Origin of the sequence: Dapis brunnea BLCC-M229 (assembly GCF_050015995.1) — a bacterium.
In the GTDB taxonomy this organism is placed as follows: Bacteria; Cyanobacteriota; Cyanobacteriia; order Cyanobacteriales; family Microcoleaceae; genus Trichodesmium.
Genome location: NZ_JBNHEP010000009.1, coordinates 1 through 19,023, shown reverse-complemented (window position 1 = coordinate 19,023; position 19,023 = coordinate 1). Strand labels below are relative to the sequence as shown.

Genomic DNA, 19,023 nt, shown 5'->3' with positions numbered 1-19,023 from the left:
CTCCACAAAAATTTCACTACTATAGTTGTATAGTTGGAACATTTGGGAGAAACTGCTAATAATTCAGATAAATATTCAAAATCATTACTTTAGTAGGATAGGTCTGGAGTTGGTAAAATAAGTATTATTGATTAACAATTCCCAAATCCTAATCCCAATTCAAAATTAAGACGTTGTAGTTTCAGACCATATCTCCACAAAAATTTCACTACTATAGTTGTATAGTTGGAACATTTGGGAGAAACTGGCAATAATCAGATAAATATTCAAAATCATTACTTTAGTAGGATAGGCCTGGAGTTGGTAAAATAAGTATTATTGATTAACAATTCCCAAATCCTAATCCCAATTCAAAATTAAGACGTTGTAGTTTCAGACCATATCTCCACAAAAATTTCACTACTATAGTTGTATAGTTGGAACATTTGGGAGAAACTGCTAATAATTCAGATAAATATTCAAAATCATTACTTTAGTAGGATAGGTCTGGAGTTGGTAAAATAAGTATTATTCATAATTCCCAACTCAGATGATTGCTCAAACTAAGACGTTGTAGTTTTAGACCATATCTCCACAAAAATTTCACTACTCATAGTTGTATAGTTGGAACATTTGAGAGAAACTGGTAATAATCAGAATAAATACTCATAATTACTACTTTAGTACGATAGCTCCGGAGTTAGTAGAAAGAGTATTATTCATTAACAATCCAAAAATCAAAATCCTAATTCAAAACTAATACGTTGTAGTTTCAGACCATATCTCCACAAAAATCTCACTGCCATATTTGGAAAATTTGGGAGAAACTGGTAATAATCAGAATAAATACTCATAATTACTACTTTTAGGACTTACGCAGATACCATGTATGTAGTGTTAAAAACTATACTGCTACAGTTTTTGCAATCTATATATAGTACCCCTGCGTAAGTCCTGTACTTTATTACTACTTTAGTAGGATAGCTCCGGAGTTAGTAGAAGAAGTATTATTCATTAACAATCCAAAAATCAAAATCCTAATTCAAAAGTAAGATGATTACTTAAACTAAGACGTTGTAGTTTCAGACCCTATTTCCACAAAAATCTCACTGCTATAGTTGGAAAATTTGGGAGAAACTGGCAATGAGAACTTAAGATGGAATTATCCAAGTCTATTAAGTAATCTAGAATCCGATGATACCTGTTATTCTTGCTGGTGGTAAAGGAGAACGTTTTTGGCCTCTGAGTCGTAAACATCGGCCCAAACAGTTTATCTCTCTTGATGGTACTGGTAAAAGCTTGTTACAAGCAACAGCAGAGAGACTACTCCCATTATCTGACGATTGGGATGGTTTATGGGTTGTGACTTCGGCAATGTTGGCCGAAGGTGTGGCACAACAGTTACCGCAGATGCCACAGGAAAATATTTTGGCGGAACCGGAAGGAAGGGATACTGCCCCTGCTGTTGCCTGGACAGCAATAGAAACGGCACGCCGTTATGGGGAAGATGCAGTTGTAGGATTTTTTCCCGCTGACCATTGGATCGGGGAACCGGAAATATTCCAGAAGACTCTGGAGGCAGCTGTCGAATTGGCTACTAACCAGGAGGCTATTGTTACCCTGGGCGTGAAACCCTCTTTCCCTTCTACTGGCTATGGATACATTGAACAGGGAAAAGAGGCAGGAAATTTTGGTGGGTTTGATGCTTATCAAGTGGCCCAATTTACGGAAAAGCCCAACCGAGAGAAGGCTGAGGAGTTTCTGGCAACGGGGCGCTTTAGTTGGAATGGCGGTATTTTTGTGTTCAGGGTAGGGGTGATGTTGGCTGAGTTACGAAAGTATGCGCCGACTATGATGAGTGTTTTGGAGGCGATGGGTGCTGAGGGTTATTCTCAGTTGGAGAAGAAGAGTATTGATTATGTGGTGATGGAGAAGACTGATAAGGCTTTTGTGTTGCCTGTGGCTTTTGGTTGGGATGATTTGGGTGACTGGAATGCTTTGGAACGTTTGGTTAAGGGTGATAATTTGAATGTGGAGTTGGCTAATCATTTGGGGTTGGATACTGAGGGGTCGATTTTTTATGCCTCTAGTGATGATGATGCTATTGTAACTATTGGTTTGGAGGATGTTGTTGTTGTGAGGGATGGGAATGTGACTTTGATTGTAAAAAAGGAGCGATCACAGGATATTAAGAAGGTTTTGAAGAGTTTGGCTAATCATCCTAAGTTTAAGGATTTATTGTAGGAAGAAGGGAATAGGGAATAGGGAGTAGGGAATAGGGAAGAAGGAAAAAGAAGGGAATAGTTGTAGGTTGGGTTAAGCGACAGCGCAACCCAACAAAAATTTTTATGGTAGTAGGTTTTTTTTAGTTAAGGGAATATATTTTGGTTGAAAAAAACACCAGAATATTAATAGTAGGATGTCCTAACTTCAATACGTCGTGCTTATGTTGGGTTTCGTTGCCTCAACCCAACCTACTTCCCTTGTATAAATTATACTCAAGTTATCTAGAACTCTAGCGCATATCTTGCAAGAAATGATAACGAGAAGGTGTTGTAACTCCACAAACACCACTACCTTTATTCTCACTCCAGTAGAAGTCTAGATTTGTCTTATTCGCCATGCTATCTTTAGCCATCTGTAAAAACTCTCTTCGGTTAAGACCATGACCTGGATAAGTAGAGTAAATGACAAAAGTGCTTACACCATCACCGCCACCATATACTCTAGGAACAGCTAAGTCATGGCCCTTCAAAACACCTTTTGTTTCTCTACACTCAAAGATATCAACTACCCTTCCTTTCAAAGGACCCCCAGCATGAGCAGAAACCGCAGACAAGAAAGTATAGCAAGCAGCAACAGTTAAAGGTATAAAACGAACCAAACCTTTTTTTGTTGAATGAATAAATCTTGTAGTTGTCTTTAAACATTTGATTACCTCATTTTTTTACTTTTTTTACCCTGCAATTATCTTTCTCTGATTTTATTTCTTGCCTCAGAAATATAATCGGGAGTTTTATTAATTCTTAAGATATCCTTTCACCTAAGAAGCTGTAGAGAATTTTAGGCAGTTAACTATCTTCTCTTAGGTAATTTAAGTCAAAAATTCATTAAAGCCAAATTTGATAATACTTGTACATATTTTTCTACCATTTATAAATTACTTCCTAATTGCCTTAAGTTAGTTAAGAAACTTGATAATTGGATTTGCCCTCCAGTATCAATTAAAGAAGGGAGCAAGATAATCCCACTCCCATCTTCAATAACAAAAATAATAATTACAATACACGACACATAATATTACTACATATCTAATTGATAAATATTACAAGCATTTCGATGTAAAATATCCACAGCTATTTCCTCAGCTTCGTTAACAGTTAAATCTCCATCTTTCACTGATTCGTCTAACACTTCTCCTAAAACTTTTCGCCCCCACTTAGCACCTAAATAATACAAATCAGGAATCAAATGAGCATCGGAAGAATACATCAATTTACTAATAGGCGTTAATTCCATTAATTGTCTGATTACATATCTCATTCCAGCCACACTTAAGGAGGGTATCGCTAGACCAAAGCCTATATAAACATTAGGATAAACTGATGCTAAATAACCAGCTTCACGGGTATAAGGATAGGAAGCGTGTAATAAAATAATGGGAGCATTATGAAAGCGATTATCTTCTAATAAAAAACGCAAATGTAAAGGATTTGATAAACGTAAATCTAAATCTGGATCGCCAAATCCTGTATGAAATTGGATCGGTATTTTATGTTTTGCAGCTACTTCTAATGTCTGAATTACTAAAAAGTCAATTAAAGACTTATCGCTCAGACGCGGTGGTTTTTCTCCTGTTGTTTTTTTAATAGTATTAAATTGAGATTTTGCTAATTCTATATTTACAGGTTGAATCTCTAAACCTGTCCGATAAGCTGCAATACTTTTAAAACCAACTACTTCTGGCGCTGGGGGTCTATTTCTACTCTAAATCTTTCCCAAAATTCGGCAAAACTATTTACTTGAGGAATGAGATTTTGGGCGAGGTCTTCTATTCTTAATAATCGTTTTACCCCTACAAATTGTTGATGCCATTGCCAAGGTAAAATTTCCTCTGGGAGAAAACCATCATCTAACAAAATTGTGTCAAGGTTGGCAGCTTTAAAACAAGTTTTGGTTAAATTTTCTAAGCCTACATTATCTCGTTTAGCTAATATTTCTGACTCTTGCAGTTCACACTTTAATAAGTCTGCCATATCCCGTAAACTTCGACGATAAAATAGGGTATGACAGGCATGATAATTAATCATATCGGGATGATGAGCTTCCGTAAAAGCAGCAGCATAAGGATAACAAGCGATCGCTTCTGGTTGCAACAAGTTATGAGCGTGTTGGTCAATAGCAGCAATATCCCAAAGTTCCATTTTTATTCAACTCAAAAGTAAAAAGTCAGAAATAAAGTTGCCCAGTATTTTATACCAATTTGATAAATGTTTGCTAAAAATGACTAGACTATTTTTTAGGAGTCAGGAGTCAGAATGAATGGCTTCAATACGATTTTTTAGCTCGGAAATTATCTTTTTTTCTGGCGTTGCTGAATAACGGGATGAATCCTTATCTTTTACTCCCTCTTTCTCTAAAAAAATAATTCTAGAAGGCAAATGATGCAATTCCCGCCACACAGACCACACGGACCACACGGACCACACTAATTCATCCCGGAAATATGCAACGCCAAAACTTTTACCTGATGCCTTAGACTTGCGAAGTAATCCCAGAAGTTGGAGATATGTATGAGTTACAAACTTTTGTCTCAAAAAAAAAATAAAGTTTGGAAATGGAGCAGTGGTAGACCACTTTCGGCCAGGAATTCTCGGTTGGGTTATCGGAAACCGTAGTGCTGAAACTTTCTATTTGGCTCTGGCAAGCGATTGCTAACGCAAAGCTTCGCTAACGCTTGTTGGCAATGCTATTTCGTTCTTCAGTGATGGAAATCCTGTTTATAAAGTATTTATTCGGTCGCAAGACCAAATTATCAGTAAGACCTACATGACGAGGGTAGAAGGAGAAAATACTCGTTTACGACACTACTTAGCTCGACTGCACCGCAAAACATTGTGCTATTCCTTGCTCTGTAGAGATGCTGAAGCATTCCATCAGACTTTTAATTCATTATCTCAAGTTTGGAGATGTACCTGTTCCTGCCTGATTCATCTTTGAATTTACCAACGCCAAAAAATCTAAATTTTAGAATCTCGATTGGTAGTTTCTAACAACTTGAGAATTGTTTCCACATTATCAAATTCCCCAACAATTCTACGGACAGGTAGAGGCCAAACTCTAATCAAAGTAGGAGTAGCAGTAATTAAATCTACTTCAGCCTGTTCCGGATGTTGAAAGACATCTATTACTTTTAAAGTGTAAGGAAGAGAAAGAGATGTTTCTAATATTTGGTGAAGACTCTGAAGAGTCCGCTCAGTAGCAACACTTTTACCTGATACAAATAAGCGGAGAACATAGCCTTCCACTTCTGGTTGTGAATCAATAGTTGAGGTTGAGATTTCCTCTGGGATAGAATCCAGATTAAACTCTTGTCGATCAAGACACACAACAAGGTCATGATTTTCCCAAAGTTGAGGAAACCGGTCATAATAAGTAGCAATTACCATTGGATTACAAAATTCCTCTGACCATGGAGCTGATTGCCAAATCATCTCACCAGTATGAAAAATTGCATTAAGCAATGCTTGGTATCTTAAGACTGGCGCATAAGCTTCGGCAAAAACTTGGACTTGCTGAGTGTGAGGGTCTAGCCATTTATCAATAGTTGCAGTGTATCCAGGTATTAAGAAATGGGGTGGTTCAGATAGTCCCAATATTTCTTGTAGCTCTACACATAGGTGTAGATGCCATCTATTTTTTTTGCTTGGGTCTATGCAATAAATTAAATCTCCCCCAGGTGTAAACAAGGCGATACCTTTGAATAACTCGGGGAATTCTGGATTAGTTGGCTTCAAGAAAATAAATTTAAGATCGACTGCAAACTTTTGAGTATGAGATTGAAGCTAGCCTAGTTAAGATATCTGCTGAACTTACCCAAATTTATCACAACCGAAGTTTGACCTATTTATAGACAAGCTTCATATTTTGTACAGGACTTCAAGCCTTCAATTTAATTTAATTAGCTCGAATTTGGGCTGGGTTTGTATTATTTTAGCAAGAACTTAAAAGTTGTCACACTTTTTATCTAGTGAGCTAGAGCGTGTCCAATTTTTCCTAATTATTTAGTTTCTATTATTAATTTACACTTTAGTCGATCTAGAAAACTTGAAATTGAAAATTTAATAATCTTTTTAAATTCTGCCCCGTAGCATTTGAGCCATTTCGTTCGGGGAAGGTGATTGATCGATTGCTATTTCTTCAGTAATTCTACCTTCTTGGTAAAGATCGTACAAAGACCTATTCATAGTAGTCATACCTTCATAAGTATCTTTGAGCATAATTTGGTTTATGTCTTCATACTGGTCTTTGAGAATATATTCCTTAACTACATCAGTATTAATCAAAATGTCATGGAAAGCTGCTCGCTTACCATCAGTAGTCTTACACAACAACTGAGCAATAACTGCTACCAGAATTTCTGAAAGAGCCAATTTAATTGCCGGCTGTTCTTCGGCAGAAAACATATCAAGAATACGAGTGATAGTTTTAATTGCACTGTTAGTGTGCAAAGTTCCCATCACTAAGTGTCCTGTAGATGCTGCTTTAATGGCAATTCCCACCGTTTCCTTATCCCGAATTTCTCCCACTAACATCAGGTCAGGGTCTTGACGGAGGGCTCCTTTGAGAGCGTTGAAGAATTTCAGGGTATGTCTACCTACCTCCCGGTGCTTGATCAAACATTTCCGGCTTTCATGGACAAATTCTACAGGGTCTTCAATCGTGATGACATGATAAGGAAAAGTATCATTCATATAATCAATCATCGCTGCCATGGTAGTGGACTTACCAGAACCTGTTGGCCCTGTCACCAAAAGTAATCCTTTATGGTAGTGGCAAACTTTCTTAAAAACTTCTGGCAACCTAAGTTGTTCCATCTTCAGAATTTTTGCACCAATCAGTCGTAATACCATAGCTGGACCAGCAAGAGAATCAAACAAGCTAATCCGTATTCGGACAAAACCTAGGTCAGCCGCACCGTCAAAGTCTAGATTTTCCTGGAATGTCCGAATTTCCTCATCCTTCATAATTTCCCGTAGCCAACTCATAAAAGTGCCTAAGTCAGTCTCTGGATAATCGATTGGTATGAGGTCGCCACGCTTACGAAATCTTGGTATTTCATTTACACCCAAGTGAATATCTGAAATTCCTTCTTGTTCAGCCCGCCGGACAATTTCTGTTAATGTTACTTGTCCGGGTGCAAGTTCTGGACCTAAAGGAGTTGGTGGCTGGGCTGATGCAGTTTCCGTGGGAGGAATCGTTTGTTGAGAAACTGGGGCTGAGGATGGTGGAGGATTAGAAGGTTTTGGCGGGGTTTTTGGTTGTTTTCTTACTCCTGGAGGAGAGGGTGGAGCAGGTGGACGAGGTGGTAAACCACGGCCTCCTGGTGGTGGTGGAGCAGGGGGACGAGGTGGTGGTGTTTGTGTCATCGTAGAATTTCGGTAAGTGAGAAACCAGGCAGTTTTAAGGGCTGGATGGAAACGACTCGACGGATTTTAATCCGTAGTCAAAAAATGTGTTATTATTAAGTAATAACTTAAAAAGTAGCCTCAATGGTCTGTTGAGCGCAGATATTAGTGGCAATTGACACCGCCAAGTTGACTTATCCTGTATACGTACTAAGGTATGGTACTAGCAATTTGGTTATTTCGATCAGTGTGAAAATCGTAGTTTTAACGCGATTTACAACTCCTAAATACGAATTAACGCGGATTTATTCCGTGGAGTGTCAAAGTTAAATTACTTTACGTGACATACTCCCACACTAACAATTAGGTGTAATGTGGGGTTCTCGTTTCGCAGTCCTGAATACAGCATCAGACTCCACTAGCTTTGAGGACGGAATATCCTACCGCCCTATTTTTTTATATTTATTACCACATATTAGATCGCGGTCGATAAAAATGGGACAATGGGGACAAAAATGAATTCTATCTGAATAATTCTTTGGGGACTTTTTCGCCACAATTAGAGAAATCTTGGCTGGTATTTTGGGGATTTACCGCTATTGTTTTACTATCCAGCATTTAAGTGCTGCAGACGACCTAACGGTAAAGCTTTGACAGTTAAAATACTCAGGAATTGTTTCTATCCAAGTATCTTTAATATAATAACATCAATTTTATTTTTGAGCAAAAGAATAATATTTGTAAATTAATGTGACATTGAGTCACATTAATTTACCACCTATTCCAAGACACCAATTTTTCAAATATGGCGTGAGACTTCTCGACTAATTAGCTAAAATTTTTCGGGAGTTTCAAAGCCAGTCTGTTTTGACTAAGGGATGAAAAACAATCTAAATAAATGCCAGAATTAAATCGATTTGAATTCCCAGAGTGGTTGATATATTCTTAAACTTAAAAGTTAGCTTTGACAATTATACCTTTGTCAAAAGACTATAGCAGCACCTACTTTTCAGTTTGACTTGGTATTTATTACAAAGCCTACACTACTAGGTCACCACTCTGAAGGGTCTCCTACCAAACTTAAGCTAATGTAACAATATTTTGGGTGGTATTAGAATTACTGCTACTAGAACAATATGTGTTGAGTTCTCATCACTAGAGTAAATACATTTATAAATTCTGTTGTTAAGTTTTTTCTTCCTTGTTCTGTTACCACAATTAGGGCATTATTTATTTGTCAACTTTTGTCGAAATTTTACCTCGTTTTTCACAAAAATAAGGCAATATTTAATTGATAAATTGAGTAATCTGACTATCTAAATATTACTTTTGATAATATCTTAGAGAGTGAATGCACAAGTAAATATTAAGACAGCGTATTGGTTTAATATTCGGTATGTTCGGTGGGTTACGGCTCCCAGTTAAGAGTTTGGGTAGCGACTCATAAGTATTGTCGTCTAACCCAGCCTAAGCTTAGATTTAATATTCCTTTTACAAACATTCTCTTAGTTTTTAATTTAACTTTTCTTTGCAGCAATTTAAACTGGTGTAATGAAATTAATAAAAACTTAGCTTGATTAATTCTCGAATGGAAAGGAACAAAAATTTCTATTCTAGTATGTACTCTGGATGAAATGTGACTGATTGGATTATTTACAGGGCTATTTCATTCTAGAATCAAGTGACGATTTTACTTGCTTTTAGAGATTGATTGATATAATTTTCAATCTTTGAAAAGGCATATTTTCGTTAATGCACAAAAAGTCATAAATTAAAATGAAATAGCCCGGGGATTATTTAGTACTAATTTCTCAGTTTTAAAGATAATAATTTAGATCGTAATCATCAGTCATTAGCTTTTTTATTTTTCCTTTTCTTGTCTGACTTTTATAGTCGGCAAATGGGAAATGTAGTTTATTAGCATAAAAACCGCTATAAAGCTATAAAATCAATCAAGCATATATAAATTTTTCAGGGAAATACCATACTTAATTTTTTTTCAATGCTGAAAAATTTATTCCTTGCTTAAATTTACTATAGCAATCAGGAATCATATCTGAAAACTTGTTTTGAATAAAGTTTGATATGATGACAATACCATTACTATATTATATTTTGATTTTATGAACTATTATTATTTGAATTTTTATGTAAGCATTAAGCATCTCAAAAAGTTTGCTATATATCCTGGAAAAATTTGGTAGGTGCTAGGTGTTAAGCAAAAATTAGCTGAGTATAAGGGGTTGCATATTAAAGAATGATAATAGATTATCAACTGTACATATATTAAGGAAAGAATTATCCAAAAATATCTATTTTCGGATAATTCTTTCCTGATTGTGCAATGCCGAGTATAAAGTTAGTTGTTGTGAAATAAAGCATTCATGCATGATAAATGGTATTAAATCTCTTAATATATGAGTTATAGATTTATTCAGCCCACCCTAATTACAGTTTTGTTTGATTTTGAGATTCATGCCATTTCTTAATCTTAAACTTTTGATAATACAGCCATCTTCAGATACTTCCATTCCATTTCTAATATATGTGTTGGAATATTGATTTTTATGTTTAACAGGAGGTTTGTTAAGTTTCAATATCTTATTTTCATTGGCTGAAAATTTTTGATTTTGAGTATAGTTTTTTGAGAAAGAAGGATACTCAAAAAATACAGTTAAACATACAGGTATCAAGGCAATAAAACTGAGTTTTTTTAAGAAAAAAATAGTCATACTAAGTACCTGGGTAAAATTAATTTAACTCATATTAGATGTAGGGAACAGTGGTGGGACCCCGCGTCGCAAATGGTTAGCAAGAGAGGGAACAGAAAATATACCTGAGTAGTAGATATACAAATAATTTTGTCTACTTACTTACTTTTGCCTTGTAAATTCAGGTTGCTTGATTAGCAGGCCAAAAATCTCAATTACTTGAAGTAATAATTACCCTGAGTTGAAAGAAGTGGGAGAAAGTATTTATTGATATGGTCTCATGCTCTTTTAACAAGGGTAGGAATACTCAATAAGAAGGGCAGGATGGGTTGATGGGTATATAATTTTTTATGCAAAACATTCTCTAAAAAAACAGATTATTTTTGATAGACTCTTTTAGGAATTTTTGCTTAACTCAAGATTGAAAGAGGAAACTTGAACAGCTATATAGGCTATTACTTATATATATCAAGTTTAGCTAATCAAATTTCGGAAAAGAGATATATTTTTGACTGAATATTTAGTATTTTTGTGATTTAGTATCAGATCAAGTACGGTCAAACAGACTGAAATAGTGGGATATCTCGCTACTTTAACAGGCCGCTACACAGTGATAATTTTAAGGTTTATTAAATTTAATATAAAATTTTATTCTAAAAGTTTAAACAAACTTAACCAAAAATTAATAGCTCGAATAACTAGTTGAAAATTTATTGTTGATCTTTGTTCTTTAGGGATTTATGGCTTATTAATATACCAACTAAGTTCTGGGAATTTTTAATTAAATATTATAATAATCTCTAACTATCTTGAATATTTAGTTTTTCAAAGGGATTTCAAGCTATGATGTAGTTTTAATCTTTAACAAACTACCTAGAATAAAAATATGCCAATAAAGTCAAAAGCCACTAATAGTAAATCCCAAATAAATAACGAACAAAAAGAAGCTGCTGAAACTGAGATTCGGGAAAAGCAAAAAGCTGTTGATTATCGAACAACAGAATATCCAGTGGAAGTTATTGTTCAGAAGTATATGGAAGGAGAAGAAAACGATACTAATGAATTATTTATACCTGATTATCAAAGAGAGATGGTTTGGGAAGAAAAAGATCAGTCAAAATTTATTGAGTCTGTATTTTTAGGATTACCAATACCTCCTATATTTGTTGCTGATATTAATGATGAAGAAAATCAAGAAGATGAAGCTCGGCTAGAAATTATTGATGGTACTCAACGTATTCGTACCCTAACTAGATTTATTAACAATGAGCTAAAACTATGTGAATTGAAAAAGTTAAGTAAACTCAATGATTTTAGATTTGAAGACTTATCTCTTCCTCGTCAGAGACGCTTCAATAGAGCTACTATTCGGATAATTCAACTAACAGAAAAAGCAGATGAAGAAACACGACGAGATATTTTTGAAAGAATTAATACAGGTAGTATTCAGTTAAATGAAATGGAGAAACGCAGAGGTATATTACCAGGAAAAATTACTGATTTAGTTGAAGAATTATCACAATTATCAACATTTAGAGAGCTTTGCTCTTTTTCTAAAACAGCTATTGATAGACGTGAACCCCAAGAATATGTCTTACGTTTTTTTGCCTTTTTAAATAATTATCAAGATTTTAAAAGTATACCAGGAATCAATGATTTCCTTAATGAATATTTGCAGAATGTAAATCAAGATAAAAAAACAAATTCAAAGGAAATGAAACATGAATTTGAAGCAATGATAGATTTTGTGAGAAAATATTTCCCTAATGGTTTTCGCTCAGGTAAAAATTTAGATAAAACAACTACTAGAATTAAATTTGAATCTCTTTCTGTAGGTATTGCTCTTGCCTTGAGAGAAAAAAATAATCTTCAGTATCAAGGAAATGATTTACTCAATACAAAGGAATTTGAAGAGTACACAAAAAGTGATGGAAGTCGTTCATTGAAGAAGGTCGTTCGGCGAATTGAATATGTCAGGGATAAACTATTAGGTAAATAATGACAAGCATATTATTTCAAGATTTTAATGAACGCTCTAAAGAAGTCAGTAAATATTTTATTTTTCTCAAGAGTTTGGAGCAAGGAACAACGAAATTAGCAATGGAAGGTAAAGCAGGAACAAAAATTAAAGAAGTTGACCCAGAGTTAGCAAAAACAATCAATGCAAGTGCTTTTCTGTTACTTTACAATTTAATAGAATCCACAATGAAAAATGCTATTGAAGCAATATTTGATGACCTACAAAATCAAGGCGTTTCCTTCGATAAAATTAGACCTGAGTTAAAGAAAATTGTTCTACGGAATCTGAAGCGTAGAGACCCCGATAAAATTTTTGCTCAAATTCAAGACATATCTCTTGATATTGTTAAAATTGGATTTAACAGAGAAGAACTATTTTCTGGAAATATTGATAGTAGATTGATTAAAGAGACAGCAAAAAAATATGGATTTTCTGCAAAAACAGAGTATGCAAAAACAACTGATGGTAGTGATTTATTAATAGTCAAGACTAACAGAAATGATTTAGCACATGGCATTAAATCATTTGCGGAAGTAGGAAAGGATAAAAGTGCTGACGAACTGATAGAAATTAAAAATAAAGTAGTCAAGTATTTGAGACAAATTCTGGAGAATATTGAAACATATTTAGACAATCAAGAATATTTAGACTCATCTACAAATTCTCCCTAATATTATCAAGCACGACAAATGTTTTTGACAAATATCGAGACATTATTTTCTAGACATATTGATTCTCAAAAGATTAAAACAACGGCTAAGAAATATGGATTTTCTGCAAAAAAAAATTGATAGTAGTGATTTATTGATAGTCAAGACTAAAAGAAATGATTTAGCTCATGGAATTAAATCTTTTGCTGAAGTAGGAAAACAGAAAGAGGCTGATGAACTAATGAAAATTCAAGATAAGGTAGTAAATTATTTGAGACAAATTCTGGAGAATATTGAAACATATTTAGACAATCAAGAATATTTAGACTCGTCTACAAATTCTCCCTAATATCATGTTCAGATTATGAAATATAGCTCAATACAGTTCAGTTAAAGATTTTTGAAGAAGGAAAAAAGTACATTAGTCTATAGATAGATACCTTATGAGTTTTGGTTTGATCTGTTTGCGCAGCATTCCGTAGGAAACCGTATTGAAATATAACTATCATAAATTATTCAAGCCTAATATTATTAGGACATTTTCAAATTCTCAAACTTAGTCACAGTCAGAATTTAAATTCTGACTCATCAATTCAATTATATCAGTTACCAGTAAGGAATTTTTCCATTTAAAGCGATAACTGATAACTGTTTTATTCCCGCCAACGACCAGAACGAAGAATACTAATAATTAACCATAACCCTAGAAAACTAGCTACTGCAAATAAAGCTTCACTTAACAAAGATAACTGACTACCTTGAGAACCCGCAGTCACAATAGCAGCACCAATAATTAACGAACCTACAACCACACTAAAAGATAATCTATTGGCTGACTTATCTACACTACGACGCAAGGGTTCAATATCTTTTAAAGTCAAATTCCACTTTAATGTTTCAGAAGTAAGTCTGTCTAAAAATAAATCTAGTTGACGAGGTGACTCTAAAGACAAATTCTTCACATCAATAGCTGTTCTTAATAAAGTTTGCACCGGATCATCCCCTAATAATTGTCGACGAAATAAATCAGTCATTAATGGTTTAATCTCATCCAAAAGATTAATTTGGGGATAAAAACTACGAGCGACTCCTTCTAAATTTGCTAAAGTTTTAGAATATAAACCTAAATTACTTGGTAATTTAATTTTGTTGTTACGACACAGTTGTAAGATGTCATAAAATACTTCAGAAAAATTAATTTCAGACAAGCTAAGATTGTAATATTTTCGCAGCATTTTGCTGTAATCATTTTCCAACTTAGCTAAGTTTGACCGTTGAGCAACTTCTGCCATTTCTAAAGTTAGCTGAGTACATCTTTTAGCATCTAAATCAACTATTGCTAATAATAATTCTGTTAAATTCTGTTGACTGCGAGGATCGAGGCGACCTACCATTCCACAGTCTAGTAAAGCAACTCGCCCATCTTCCAAATAAAATATATTCCCTGGATGGGGGTCGGCGTGAAAAAAACCGTCTATATAAAATTGTTGAAAGAAAGCACGACATAATAAGGTGGAAAGTGCTTGCTTTTCTGAATTTATATCGCCATTGTAGTTAGTACCTTTGACCTTCGCTGATAAAATTGGTTTACCATTCAGCCATTCGAGAACTAAAAGCTTCGGGGTGGTTAGCTCCCAATATACTTTCGGAAGCATAATTTGCTTCGGTTCAAACCACTTACTTGTAGATAGGTTCCGACGTAGTTCGTCAGTATAACCAGCCTCTTTGGTAAAATCAAGCTCGGCTCGCAAGGCTACAGCAAATTCTTCAGCTAGAGAAAGAATATCGTAGTCTTTGCCAAATTCTGTAAATGAGACTAACTCACCTAAACCTTTGAGCAACGCAATATCTTTATCAACTATTTTATCAATACCAGGACGTTGAACTTTCAGAGCTACTTCCGTACCATCTTTTAAAGTAGCTTTATAAGTTTGGGCAATAGAACCTGCTGCTACACACTTAGTATTAATGTAGCTAAATATTTCTTCTAGAGGTTGGGAGAGTTGTTGACGAATTAAGATTTCTACCTCAGACCAAGATATTGGTGGTACATCTGCCTGCAAACTTGACAAGGTATCGATATAGTCTGCTGGCAATAGGTCTGGACGGGTACTCAGTAACTGACCGAGTTTTACATATACTGGACCTAAATCTACAAAAATATTGCGCAGAACTGCTGGTGTTGGTAAGTCTGGTTCACCAGTTTTGCCTCCTGTGAGGAGAGTTTTCATATAGTCCCAACCGTTACGGAGGACAATTTCGACTATTTCTGCTTGACGAGAGCTAGTTACTGCAAGGCTAGATAACACTTGGCCTCCCTATAATGCGGTTGATGTTTAGTTCAGCTTTAGGGACAATTTGATTGTCTCTATATATCTACATATATACATATATAGGACAGCGTTGACAAAAAACAGGTGTTTGGATTTATCGTCACTTTTTTCAGTATTTGTCAATTATTTTTCATAGTAGTTGCAGGTTTAATTATTCGGAATGGAACTAAAACTGCAAAGGGTCTGTAGCGCAAATATTTATAGAACCCCTGAAGGTATCTTCATAAATTTAGCAAGGAGTCAGGAGACAGGAGACAGGAGACAGGAGACAGGAGGTAAGAGGTAAGAGGGAAGAGAGAAGAAGGAAGATGTGGGGAGAAATAATACAAAAAATTCAACACTCCTTGAGATGATGATTTTTCCTCAAAATTGATGTGCGAAAAGACTTGACTACCATAATTATATAGCTATCAAATGGGTTCTATAAAATTATTATTAAAGCAATAATTTAACTTTTTAATTTTTAATTAATAAATAGTATCTGTTGTAACAGAAATAAAATTAGAAATTAAGAATCTAGACGGATTTATGCTTTACATGATACTCAAAATTTTTTATATTTATTTTAGAATTCACTTAAAATAGCAATGACTAATATAGAATCTATAGCAATTAAGCGGTTTCATGCTCATAGTCCTATAAACTTAGACAGTTGTCAAGTAAAGCGAGAGTTAGTTGGCTCTAGAGTAGTAATGATGATTGACTGTCCATCTACAGCAAAGTGCCACGAGCTGTGGCGCGATCGCTACTTATTAATGCGTCGTTGTTTGGATTTATGGTTAGCTAATCAAATTGTAATTAGTTATAAAGGGCATCCTTACGGTCGTACTCCCATGCGACAGCCTTTGGTATAGGATAAATTTTTAATTTTTGGTATGGCAATCCTATTTAAAATAGGAGTCAACAATTAGCCTATTGCTAGGGCGAGGCTGTCGCCTACAACTATTACCTTTTTCCTATGAAATGCTCTGAAAAAATTTTTGGGAAGAAGGTTTAAATGCCCTATTTAAACGACTAAATTTAGGATTGCTGTATCTATAAATTAATTAGAGTGTCGCACCCCTATTCCCTGTTTCCCAAATTAATACTTCCTACTCCCTATTCAGATATGGGAATTGCTATAAATAATTAGGGCTTTTTGATTAAATCCAAAAGCATTTATATATAAAAACTTTAGCCTTTTTTATGTGAAAAAACTACAAGCTTTTTGCTTCCCATCGCTGAGAATGTGAGGATTTTTAGCAGACAAGAGCAGAAAAATTAAGGTGAAATTCTTCCAACTATATGCTATGTAATTTATATTTCTCCTGACTCATACCCTCACCTATAATACTTATTCAACACACCTTAATTACTTTTAACTTTGATACTGCTTCATTCAATTTTGTCCTCTGTATTTTTGTTTGTTAAACTCCTTGAATAATTTGTTGCGCTTTCTCCTATTTAAAGTATCTATATTATTCGTTACTGGTTAAGTAGCAGTTGGTTGTTTTTAGATTTTAAAGCAATTTTTGTGCTGTTATTAACGATTTATTCCATTGATTATGCAACATCTACAAAAATTTGTGTCATACTTCCAGTAATTTTAGTTATTTGTTGTGTATATTTTGTTCCTTCTTCTGTAACTACTACAGTAGAGTTAATTGTTGTTTGAATATCTATGACTAAAGTATAGCAATATGATTTAAGTTGTGAGATATTGGAGATTTTTAGGGAACAGGGAATAGGGAACAGGGAACAGAGAAGAAGGAAAAAATGTATATAAATGAATAAGATAACTGCTATACTCTATTCTTTATAATTCTTTTAATAAATACTTCAATTCTCACATTTGATTCCTGATTGCTATACCTATAGTAATCCTAAATAGGTTGTAACAATTCAAAAACTAGAAATAAACTCCGAAACTCTTACCCGTTCCCTATTACCTCCATACCTATTTCCAAAAAGTGGCAAGATTTTTGACACGAATAAAATAGGATTGCTATATGTAGTCTGCTAATTTTTTACTTTTATGTGCAAGTTTACAAATTTTTGTGGCAAATCAGGAAAACCTGTACCATTTCTTCCTGAATTGATAGCTTCTATAGTAGCATTAAGAGCTAAGTAAAAAAGCACAAAAAACAGAATTCCGAAAGATTAGCAATCTGATGATTTTGTTTAGTTAAATGGAAAATTTGTTGGGAAATAGCTTGTACTTTATCTTTGAAAGTAGACTAATAAAAAAATCTATGTCAGAAATAATTCAAACAATTAAACCTATTCAAAAAATTATATTTGGTAGCCCAGGTACAGGTAAAAGTTATAAAATACGGGAGATAGCAAATAATTCCTTACAACTTCAATGGAATGAGCAAACGAAATCCTTAGAAAATACAATTAAAACTGTCTTTCACCCTGAATATACATATTCAGATTTTTTGGGGAAATTATTGCCACAAACTACTGCAGGTGGTGCTGTTATTTATAAGTTTTATCCCGGTCATTTTATCCGAGTATTAGGGTTAGCATATAAATATTTAATTGATGGTAGTAACAAAAATGTACTTTTGGTAATTGATGAATTAAATAGAGGAAATGCTGCTGCTATTTTTGGTTCGATTTTTCAATTGTTAGATAGAGAAATAGATAATTGGTCAACTTATGATGTTAATTTATCAGAGTTAGAAATAGTCGCTTTGTTGAGGGCGATGGGATATGATGCTCAAACAACTGATAAAAATATACAGGTGGATGGAAGTAATTTTGATGTGTTTTGTCAGATGACAAAAATGAAGCTGGAAATAAATGATAACCAAGATGGTTTACGAGTATTAGAAAATTTGACAACTCAGAGAATTTCCATTCCTATAAATTTATCAATTATTGCTACGATTAATACTTCAGACGAGTCTATATATTATTTGGATAGTGCCTTTAAGCGGAGATGGGATTGGGAATATGTGGATGTACCTGGTTATGGAAGAGAAAAAATTAAGGATATAGTGATCGAAGGTAGGGAGGAAAAATGGTTGGATTTCGTGAATAAGCTAAATGATTTTATTAAGGTTAATCATCAAGTGATTCGTCGCATCGAAGATAAACAAATTGGTGTTTGGTTTTTGAAGTCGGAGAATAATCAAGTTACTAAAGAATCTATAGAAAATAAGTTAATGTTTTATTTGTGGGATAGTGTATTTCCTAGAGATAGAAGACCTTTAGAAAGTTTGTTGTCGAAGGGCGATCGCCAAAGTATTAAGTTAATTACTTATTCTGATTTTGTTGCTTTATCAGATGATTTTATTGATGGGATTATTTCTTGTGAATGGTTAACTTTTTGAATCACTTTTTTTTGAAGAGGATTAGTCCGTAGGGGTTTGGTCTCCAAACCCTTTTTCAAGCTACAAAGTAGTTTGGATAATTTACTTGTTGATGTTCTACCTTGGTTGAATCTTGTCTGTTTACTTACCTGAATATTTTTGTAGAAATATTCTACATAGGAATTTTTGCTCACTCTGAAATTTAGGTAGTCGATACTTCTATTGGGTATGTGGTATAGCACTACGCAAATAGGTTAGGACATTTCTAAATCCTGAAACCTTTTGATAGTCAACTGTTCCCAGTTAATTGTTCCCTATTCCCGATTCAAGTAGCGCTATAATATAAATTTTTTGCTCACTCTGAGATTGAGGTATTTGCTTCTATTGCGTATGTGGCAATAGG

At 34.3% G+C, this 19,023-nt stretch carries 13 protein-coding genes and 1 pseudogene; 7 read left to right on the top strand and 7 right to left on the bottom strand.

Features of this window, described 5'->3' with window-relative positions; genetic code table 11:
* The first annotated feature begins 1,173 nt into the window (after window positions 1–1,173).
* Window positions 1,174–2,223 (top strand): mannose-1-phosphate guanylyltransferase, encoded by a 1,050-nt coding sequence (locus ACP6PM_RS01005; RefSeq protein WP_426581018.1) that lies wholly within the window; start codon window positions 1,174–1,176, stop codon window positions 2,221–2,223.
* 271 nt (window positions 2,224–2,494) lie between these two features.
* Here the strand turns inward: ACP6PM_RS01005 and ACP6PM_RS01000 are convergent, their stop codons facing one another.
* The 3 genes from ACP6PM_RS01000 to ACP6PM_RS00990 form a co-directional block, all read right to left on the bottom strand.
* Window positions 2,495–2,863 carry a hypothetical protein gene (locus tag ACP6PM_RS01000; RefSeq protein ID WP_426581016.1) on the bottom strand — a complete coding sequence of 123 codons (369 nt, stop codon included), beginning with the start codon at window positions 2,861–2,863 and terminating at the stop codon, window positions 2,495–2,497.
* 419 nt (window positions 2,864–3,282) lie between these two features.
* Window positions 3,283–3,744: an amidohydrolase family protein gene (locus tag ACP6PM_RS00995; RefSeq protein WP_426581073.1), complete on the bottom strand. Its 462-nt coding sequence runs from the start codon at window positions 3,742–3,744 to the stop codon at window positions 3,283–3,285.
* A 191-nt stretch (window positions 3,745–3,935) separates the two neighbouring features.
* A complete protein-coding gene (locus tag ACP6PM_RS00990) occupies window positions 3,936–4,403 on the bottom strand; it encodes a hypothetical protein (protein ID WP_426581014.1) in 468 nt (155 codons plus the stop codon).
* 316 nt (window positions 4,404–4,719) lie between these two features.
* Here ACP6PM_RS00990 and ACP6PM_RS00985 point away from each other — a divergent pair.
* Window positions 4,720–5,188, top strand: a pseudogene (locus tag ACP6PM_RS00985) (IS1 family transposase); the annotation flags it as partial.
* A gap of 31 nt (window positions 5,189–5,219) precedes the next feature.
* Here the strand turns inward: ACP6PM_RS00985 and ACP6PM_RS00980 are convergent.
* The 3 genes from ACP6PM_RS00980 to ACP6PM_RS00970 all read right to left on the bottom strand — a co-directional run bounded on the left by ACP6PM_RS00980 (window position 5,220) and on the right by ACP6PM_RS00970 (window position 10,339).
* On the bottom strand, window positions 5,220–5,996 hold the full coding sequence (locus ACP6PM_RS00980) for a circadian clock KaiB family protein (protein ID WP_426581012.1): 777 nt from the start codon (window positions 5,994–5,996) through the stop codon (window positions 5,220–5,222).
* 336 nt (window positions 5,997–6,332) lie between these two features.
* Window positions 6,333–7,628, bottom strand: a complete 1,296-nt coding sequence (locus ACP6PM_RS00975) for a type IV pilus twitching motility protein PilT (RefSeq protein WP_426581010.1) — start codon at window positions 7,626–7,628, stop codon at window positions 6,333–6,335.
* A 2,423-nt stretch (window positions 7,629–10,051) separates the two neighbouring features.
* A complete protein-coding gene (locus ACP6PM_RS00970) occupies window positions 10,052–10,339 on the bottom strand; it encodes a hypothetical protein (protein WP_426581008.1) in 288 nt (95 codons plus the stop codon).
* Window positions 10,340–11,204: 865 nt separating this feature from the next.
* Between ACP6PM_RS00970 and ACP6PM_RS00965 the strand changes: the two genes are divergently transcribed.
* The 3 genes from ACP6PM_RS00965 to ACP6PM_RS00955 all read left to right on the top strand — a co-directional run bounded on the left by ACP6PM_RS00965 (window position 11,205) and on the right by ACP6PM_RS00955 (window position 13,337).
* A complete protein-coding gene (locus tag ACP6PM_RS00965; RefSeq protein WP_426581006.1) occupies window positions 11,205–12,317 on the top strand; it encodes a DUF262 domain-containing protein in 1,113 nt (370 codons plus the stop codon).
* The gene (locus ACP6PM_RS00960) at window positions 12,317–13,009 is read left to right on the top strand and encodes an MAE_28990/MAE_18760 family HEPN-like nuclease (RefSeq protein WP_426581004.1); all 693 of its coding nucleotides are present in this window, start codon (window positions 12,317–12,319) and stop codon (window positions 13,007–13,009) included. The genes ACP6PM_RS00965 and ACP6PM_RS00960 overlap by 1 nt, the downstream gene beginning before the upstream one ends.
* A gap of 94 nt (window positions 13,010–13,103) precedes the next feature.
* On the top strand, window positions 13,104–13,337 hold the full coding sequence (locus ACP6PM_RS00955; protein ID WP_426581002.1) for an MAE_28990/MAE_18760 family HEPN-like nuclease: 234 nt from the start codon (window positions 13,104–13,106) through the stop codon (window positions 13,335–13,337).
* Window positions 13,338–13,641: 304 nt separating this feature from the next.
* Here the strand turns inward: ACP6PM_RS00955 and ACP6PM_RS00950 are convergent, their stop codons facing one another.
* Window positions 13,642–15,297, bottom strand: a complete 1,656-nt coding sequence (locus ACP6PM_RS00950) for an ABC1 kinase family protein (protein ID WP_426581000.1) — start codon at window positions 15,295–15,297, stop codon at window positions 13,642–13,644.
* A gap of 611 nt (window positions 15,298–15,908) precedes the next feature.
* Here ACP6PM_RS00950 and ACP6PM_RS00945 point away from each other — a divergent pair.
* A complete protein-coding gene (locus ACP6PM_RS00945) occupies window positions 15,909–16,175 on the top strand; it encodes a hypothetical protein (RefSeq protein WP_426580998.1) in 267 nt (88 codons plus the stop codon).
* Between the two features lie 1,377 nt (window positions 16,176–17,552).
* Complete coding sequence (locus tag ACP6PM_RS00940) at window positions 17,553–18,641, top strand: restriction endonuclease (protein WP_426580997.1); 1,089 nt, start codon at window positions 17,553–17,555, stop codon at window positions 18,639–18,641.
* Window positions 18,642–19,023 lie beyond the last annotated feature (382 nt).